The organism is Arthrobacter sp. HMWF013 (genome assembly GCF_003061105.1).
GTDB lineage: Bacteria > Actinomycetota > Actinomycetes > Actinomycetales > Micrococcaceae > Arthrobacter.
Map to the genome: position 1 here is coordinate 1 of NZ_QAIQ01000379.1, position 5,994 is coordinate 5,994.

Sequence of the window (5,994 nt, forward strand, 5' to 3'; positions counted from 1 at the left end):
GGTCCTGCCCTCCCGTGGAGCCGGGAGGGCAGGCGCGCAGGACGGGAACCGGTGGCAGCGTCCCCGTCATATCCGTCCCGCTCTTAGCGCTGGACGGCACCGAAGCGCTCGGCGGCCAGGGCCACGGCGCCCGCCCGTGCGGCCGATGCCTCGTCCGCTGTCAGCGTCCGGTCCGTTGCCCGGAAGCGCAGGCCGAACGCGAGCGACTTCCTGCCTTCTTCGATGCCTTTGCCCACGTAGACGTCGAACAGCGCAACGTCTTCCAGCAGCTCGCCGGCACCTTCGCGAAGCGCCTCCAGGACGTGCGCGGCCGGAACATCCTGCGGCACTACCAGGGCCACATCCTGGGTGGCCACCGGGAACGTGGAGATGTGGCGGGCCACGATGACATCCGCTGCTGCTTCGAACAGGGCGTCCGCGTTGAACTCCAGTGCCACCGAGCGGGCAGGCATGTCGTGCGCAGCAAGGAGTTTCGGGTGCAGCTCGCCGGCGTAACCGATCACTTCGCCGGTGCGCAGGGACAGTTGCGCGGCGCGGCCCGGGTGGAACGCCTGGTGGGCGCCTTGGCTGGCCACTACCTCAACGCCAAGGACGTCACCTGCCAGCCGGGCGATATCCAGCGCATCCGCCCAGTCCCATACGCGGGGGGTGTGGTTGGCTGCGGCAGGGGAATCGTGGCCGGTCAGGACCGCGGCGACGTAGAGCGGCTGGTCCGGAACGCCGTCGTACAGGGCATCCAGCACCTCGTCGGAAGGCTTGACGCCCAGCGGCGGGATGGACGCCGTTCCCACGGTTCCACCGGGCAGGAAGACCAGGCCCGCTTCAAAAAGCGCCAGGTCGCGGAAACCGCGGGAGTGGTTGCGCTTGGCCACCTCGATGAGTCCGGGCAGGATGGACGTCCGCAGGTAGCCGTGCTCCTCGCTGATCGGGTTGGCCAGCTTGACCGCGCTCCGTTCAGCCCCCTGCCCGGCAACGCCGAACGTGTCGTTGGCAGCCTTGGAGACGAACGGGTAGGCCAGGACCTCGGTGAGCCCCGCGTCCGCTAGCGCCTGGATCAGCCGGCGGCGCTGCTGCTGTACGCGGGTCAGGCCCCGTCCCGGAGGGGCTACAGGCAGCGTCGCGGGGATGTAGTCGTAGCCAACCAGGCGGGCGATTTCCTCGGAGAGGTCTTCCTTGGTCTCCAGGTCGTTGCGCCAGCTGGGCGCCGTTACCGTCCAGCCGCCGTCGTTCTTCTCCACGGTGGCGCCGAGGTCTTCCAGGGAGGTGACTATCTGCTCCTCGGTGAAATCGATGCCGATCCGTTGGGCGGCGAAGGCCGCAGGCAGGGTGATGGTGACGGCGTCCGGGGACGTCCCGACGTCGGTCCCTGCCTCGTCAGCGACACCGCCTGCGAGCTCCACGAGGAGGTCAACAACCCGCTGCGCAGCAATACCGGCAACCTGCCAGTCGACGCCCCGTTCGAAGCGCTTGGAGGCCTCGGAGGGCAGCTTGTGGCGGCGGCGGGAGCGGCCGATGGATACCTCGTCGAAATGTGCTGCTTCAACCAGGACGGTCGACGTCGAATCGCTCACCTCTGTTGCCGCGCCGCCCATCACGCCGGCGATGCCGATCGCACCGGAGCCGTCGGTGATCAGGAGGTCTTCGACGTCAAGCGCACGTTCCTTGTCATCAAGGGTGGTGATCTTCTCCCCCGCGATTGCCCGACGCACCACGATGTCGCCGGACAGCTTGTCCTGGTCGTAGCAGTGCGTGGGCTGGCCGAGTTCCAGCATGACGTAGTTGGAAATGTCCACCGGCAGGGAGATGGAGCGGATCCCTGCGAGGCGGAGCCGGGAGGTCATCCAGGGCGGAGTGGGCCGGGTGGCGTCCACGCCGCGGACGGTGCGGGCCACAAAGCGGTCGCAGCCGGGCTTGCCGTAGATGGGGGCGTCGTCGTTGAGCTTGACGCCGTAGCCGCCGGAGAGCTCCGCCGGCGCGTTGACCTTGGCGGCGGGATCCGTGAAGGACGTTCCGGTGGCGTGGGCGTATTCGCGGGCAATGCCGCGGATGGAGAAGGCGTAGCCGCGGTCCGGGGTCACGTTGATCTCGGCCGCTTCGTCATAGAGGCCCAGCAGGTCCATGGCGTCGGTGCCGATTTCCGGGTCCAGCCCGATGCGGGACAGCACCAGGATACCGTCGTGGTCCTCGCCGATCCCGAGCTCCCGCACGGAGGCGATCATGCCGGCGGACAGGTGGCCGTAGGTCTTGCGTGCGGAGATGCGGAAATCGCCGGGCAGCACGGCGCCGGGGAGGGTGACCACCACTTTGTCGCCTTCGACGAAGTTGTGGGCGCCGCAGATGATCCCCTGCACACCGGAGGGGTCGATGCCCTCGCCGGTGAGGGTCTGTTCCTGGCCTTCGGGGACAACACGGACCTGGCACCAGTTAATGGTCTTGCCGTTGGACTGCGGCTCCTTGACCAGGCTGAGCACCTGGCCCACCACAATCGGACCCTGCAGGGCGTCCGTGGGGCGGTGGACGTCCTCCTCTTCGAAACCGACCTTGACCAGTTCTGCCATGACCTCTTCGGCCGTTGCTCCGGCCGGTACCTCTGCGAATTCACGCAGCCATGAAATTGGGATACGCACTGTTAGATCTCCATCCCGAAGTGCTCGCTGAAACGTACGTCGCCTTCGATCATGTCGCGCATGTCGCCCACCTCGTTGCGGAACATAAGGGTGCGTTCAATGCCCATGCCGAAAGCAAAACCTGAATAGATGTCGGGGTCGATGCCCGCCGCGCGGAGCACGTTGGGGTTGACCATGCCGCAGCCGCCCCACTCGATCCAGCGCGGGCCGCCCTTGGCGCCGGGGTGCCAGATGTCCAGCTCGGCCGATGGCTCGGTGAACGGGAAGTAGTTGGGGCGCAGGCGGATCTGGGCTTCGTCGCCGAACATCTGCCGGGCGAAGTGCTCCAGCGTTCCGCGGAGGTCGGCCATGCTGAGCTTCCTGTCGATGGCCAGGCCTTCAAACTGGTGGAACACGGGTGTGTGGGTGGCGTCCAGCTCGTCCGTGCGGAACACCTTGCCCGGGCAGAGCACGTAGATGGGCAGCTCGCGCTCGAGCATGGAGCGGACCTGCACCGGCGAGGTGTGGGTGCGCATCAGGAGGTGCGCTTCGGGCGGCTCCACAAAGAACGTGTCCTGCATTTCGCGGGCCGGGTGGTCCGGTTTGAAGTTCAGGGCGTCGAAGTTGAACCACTCGGATTCCACCTCGGGCCCTTCGGCGATCTCCCAGCCCATGCCGACGAAGATGTCCGCCACGCGGTCCTGCAGCGTGGACAGCGGGTGCCGGGCACCAGCACGACGACGGCGGGGGGCGGCCGTGACGTCCACTGTCTCTTCCAGCAGGATCCGGGCGTCGTTTTCGGCTTCCAGCTCGGCCGTGCGGTCCGCGAGCGCCTTGTTGACCCGGCCACGGGACGAACCCATCAGCTTGCCGGCTATGGCTTTCCGGTCCTTCGGCAGGCCACCGATTTCACGGTTGGCCAGGCTGAGCGGTGACTTCTCACCGGTATGGGCCAGCCTCACCGCCTTGAGTTCGTCGAGGGTGCCGGCGCCGGCAATGGCGGCGATGGCCTGGTCTACAGCGGCAGTGATGGCGGCTTCATCCGTTGGGTTCGGGATGGCGGCGCCCGGCAAAGTTTCAGACATCTACTGTTCTTAGCTACGAGTCGGGGCTGATGAATTTCCTCAATGGCCAGCACAGCCGCGAGCGGTTTCCCGGCAGCGCATCCGTCACTGGCAGGTCACGAATGCGGATCCATGTGCGATGGAGGCACCCGGTGACCAGGTCAGGGCCACTGGAACTACCGGCGGCCACTATCGTCCAGTCTAATTGAATGCCCCGGTTACCATGTCCTCATGACACAACGGCGGCGCCGGGCAGCAGAGCGGACGGCTGGACTCCAGCGTGTAACGCAGGGGCACCTGACGGCGCGGCAGCGGGCCAGGCAGGTTGCCAACGTGGTCAATGGCACAACTCTCCTGGGCCTGGCAGTTGCCTTGGCGGCCGGAACGTCCATCAGCCAGGGCCCGAGGGGGCTCATCATCGCTTCCGGATACCGGTGGCGGCTGCCGTATGCGGGCGCGTTCACGTTGGGCAACGTGATCCTCTCCCGGATCCGGACCGAACAGCTCATCTCTAACAGGGAACTCCTTGGACACGAGGAAAAACACTGCAGCCAGTACGCCTGCTGCCTGGGGGCGCCGTTCCTTCCGCTCTATTTCCTGGCCGCCGGCTGGTCTATCCTCCGGACCGGTGATCCGGCGTCGGCGAATTTCTTCGAGCGGCAGGCGGGCCTGGCGGCCGGCGGCTACCCTGACAGGAGGACACCAAGGCCGGCTCCCCGCGATGCCGGCGGAATTGAGGTTTAGCCATGCCGGACCAGCCCAGCGCCAGGACCATCACGGTAACGGGAACAGGAACTGCCGAGGCGCCACCTGACCTGCTGACCATGTCCGTGGGGGTCGAATGCCGGCGGGACAGCGTGGGTGCCGCGTACTCGGAGGCAGGAACGGCATCCTCGGCCGTGTCCGGCGTCCTGCGGCAGCACGGGGTGGGTGATGCTGACATCCGGACGTCCGGGCTGAACGTGCGGCCTGAGCTCATCTGGCGCGATGGCGAAGGCCAGCGGGTCGCCGGGTACGTGGCCTCAAGCATGCTGACAGTCCGTTTGCGGCAGGTTGCTTCGGCCTCCGCGGTGATTGGGGACGTGATCGAGGCCGGCGGCGACGACGTCCGGCTGAACGGTCTCGAACTCGGTTTCTCGGATGAGTCCGCGGTGGTGGCGCTTGCCCGTGCGGCTGCCTGGGAGGAGGCGGTTGCCGCGGCCGAACAGTTTGCCTCGCTTGCCTCGGCCCGGCTTGGCGCCGTGGTCTCTGTTGCCGAACACGCCGATCTGCCGGGCCCCGTTCCCGTGGCGCGGATCATGCGGGCCGCCGCAACCGAAGCCCTCAGCGTAGAAGCAGGGCAGGCAAGCATCGGCGCCACCATCACTGTGGTGTGGGAGCTCCTGGGCTAGGGTTCGCGTCCAGGGCCCTGCCAACGGGTCCTGGTGGCCGACGCGGGCCGCTCCACCGGCAGACAGGGGTGCGTCGGTCCTTGACATTCATTCGAACATATCTTCGAATAGAGACATGAGATGGGATGCACAAGCACTGTTGCCGCCGTCCGCCGAAGGGGCCGGAACCGGACCTGTGCCTGCGCTGCTCCCCCTGGCCGGCCTGGTCCGCTCCGTCACCACTCCCGAGTTCGCCGGAATCACCTTCCATGAGGTCACCGCCAAATCGGTGCTCAACAAGGTGGTTGCCGGTTCAAAGATGCCGTTCGAGTGGACCGTCAACCCGTACCGCGGCTGCAGCCACGCCTGCGTCTACTGTTTCGCCCGGAAAAGCCACACCTACCTCGACTTCGACGCCGGGCTGGATTTCGACAGCCAGGTGGTGGTCAAGGTCAACGCTGCGGAGGTCCTCCGGAAAGAGCTGGCCAAGCCGTCCTGGGGCCGCCACCAGGTGGCGCTGGGCACCAACACGGACCCATACCAGCGCGCCGAGGGACGTTACCAGCTGATGCCGGGCATCATCACGGCGCTTGCCGACTCCGGCACACCGCTGTCCATCCTCACCAAGGGAACCTTGCTCGCCCGCGATATTCCCCTCCTGAAGCGGGCCGCCGCACAGGTTCCCGTGGGAGTGGGCATTTCGCTGGCCATGACGGACGAGGCCCTGTCCGAGGCGGTGGAGCCCGGCACCCCCGGTCCACGCGCCAGGCTCAAGCTGGTCTCCCGGCTGAGGGACGCCGGACTTCCCTGCGGCGTGATGGCCATGCCCATCCTGCCCTGGCTTTCGGACAGCGACGAAGCACTTGATTCCCTTTTCAGTTCCCTTGCAGCGGCCGGCGCCACCGGAGTAACGGCGGGGGCCCTGTACCTGAAGCCCGGCACGCGGGAATGGTT

5 protein-coding genes are annotated in these 5,994 nt (G+C 67.0%); 3 read left to right on the forward strand and 2 right to left on the reverse strand.

The annotated features are described in order from the left end of the window. Positions 1-83 precede the first annotated feature (83 nt). The gene (gene pheT / locus DBR22_RS14025) at positions 84-2,627 is read right to left on the reverse strand and encodes a phenylalanine--tRNA ligase subunit beta (protein ID WP_108599520.1); all 2,544 of its coding nucleotides are present in this window, start codon (positions 2,625-2,627) and stop codon (positions 84-86) included. A 2-nt stretch (positions 2,628-2,629) separates the two neighbouring features. Then, positions 2,630-3,691, reverse strand: coding sequence for a phenylalanine--tRNA ligase subunit alpha (gene pheS, locus DBR22_RS14030; RefSeq protein WP_108599521.1), 1,062 nt, complete (start codon positions 3,689-3,691; stop codon positions 2,630-2,632). Positions 3,692-3,967: 276 nt separating this feature from the next. Between pheS and DBR22_RS14035 the strand changes: the two genes are divergently transcribed. The 3 genes from DBR22_RS14035 to DBR22_RS14045 all read left to right on the forward strand — a co-directional run. After that, positions 3,968-4,414, forward strand: a complete 447-nt coding sequence (locus DBR22_RS14035; protein WP_108599524.1) for a hypothetical protein — start codon at positions 3,968-3,970, stop codon at positions 4,412-4,414. Positions 4,415-4,416: 2 nt separating this feature from the next. Further along, positions 4,417-5,061 (forward strand): SIMPL domain-containing protein, encoded by a 645-nt coding sequence (locus tag DBR22_RS14040; RefSeq protein ID WP_108599522.1) that lies wholly within the window; start codon positions 4,417-4,419, stop codon positions 5,059-5,061. A 115-nt stretch (positions 5,062-5,176) separates the two neighbouring features. Beyond that, the coding region (locus DBR22_RS14045; protein WP_258229204.1) for an Rv2578c family radical SAM protein at positions 5,177-5,994 on the forward strand (818 nt) is incomplete at its 3' end.

Coding starts and splice junctions, on each gene's coding strand:
- pheS (WP_108599521.1), bottom strand. CDS start 3,691: ATGTCTGAAACTTTGCCGGGCGCCGCCATCCCGAACCCAACGGATGAA.
- DBR22_RS14040 (WP_108599522.1), top strand. CDS start 4,417: ATGCCGGACCAGCCCAGCGCCAGGACCATCACGGTAACGGGAACAGGA.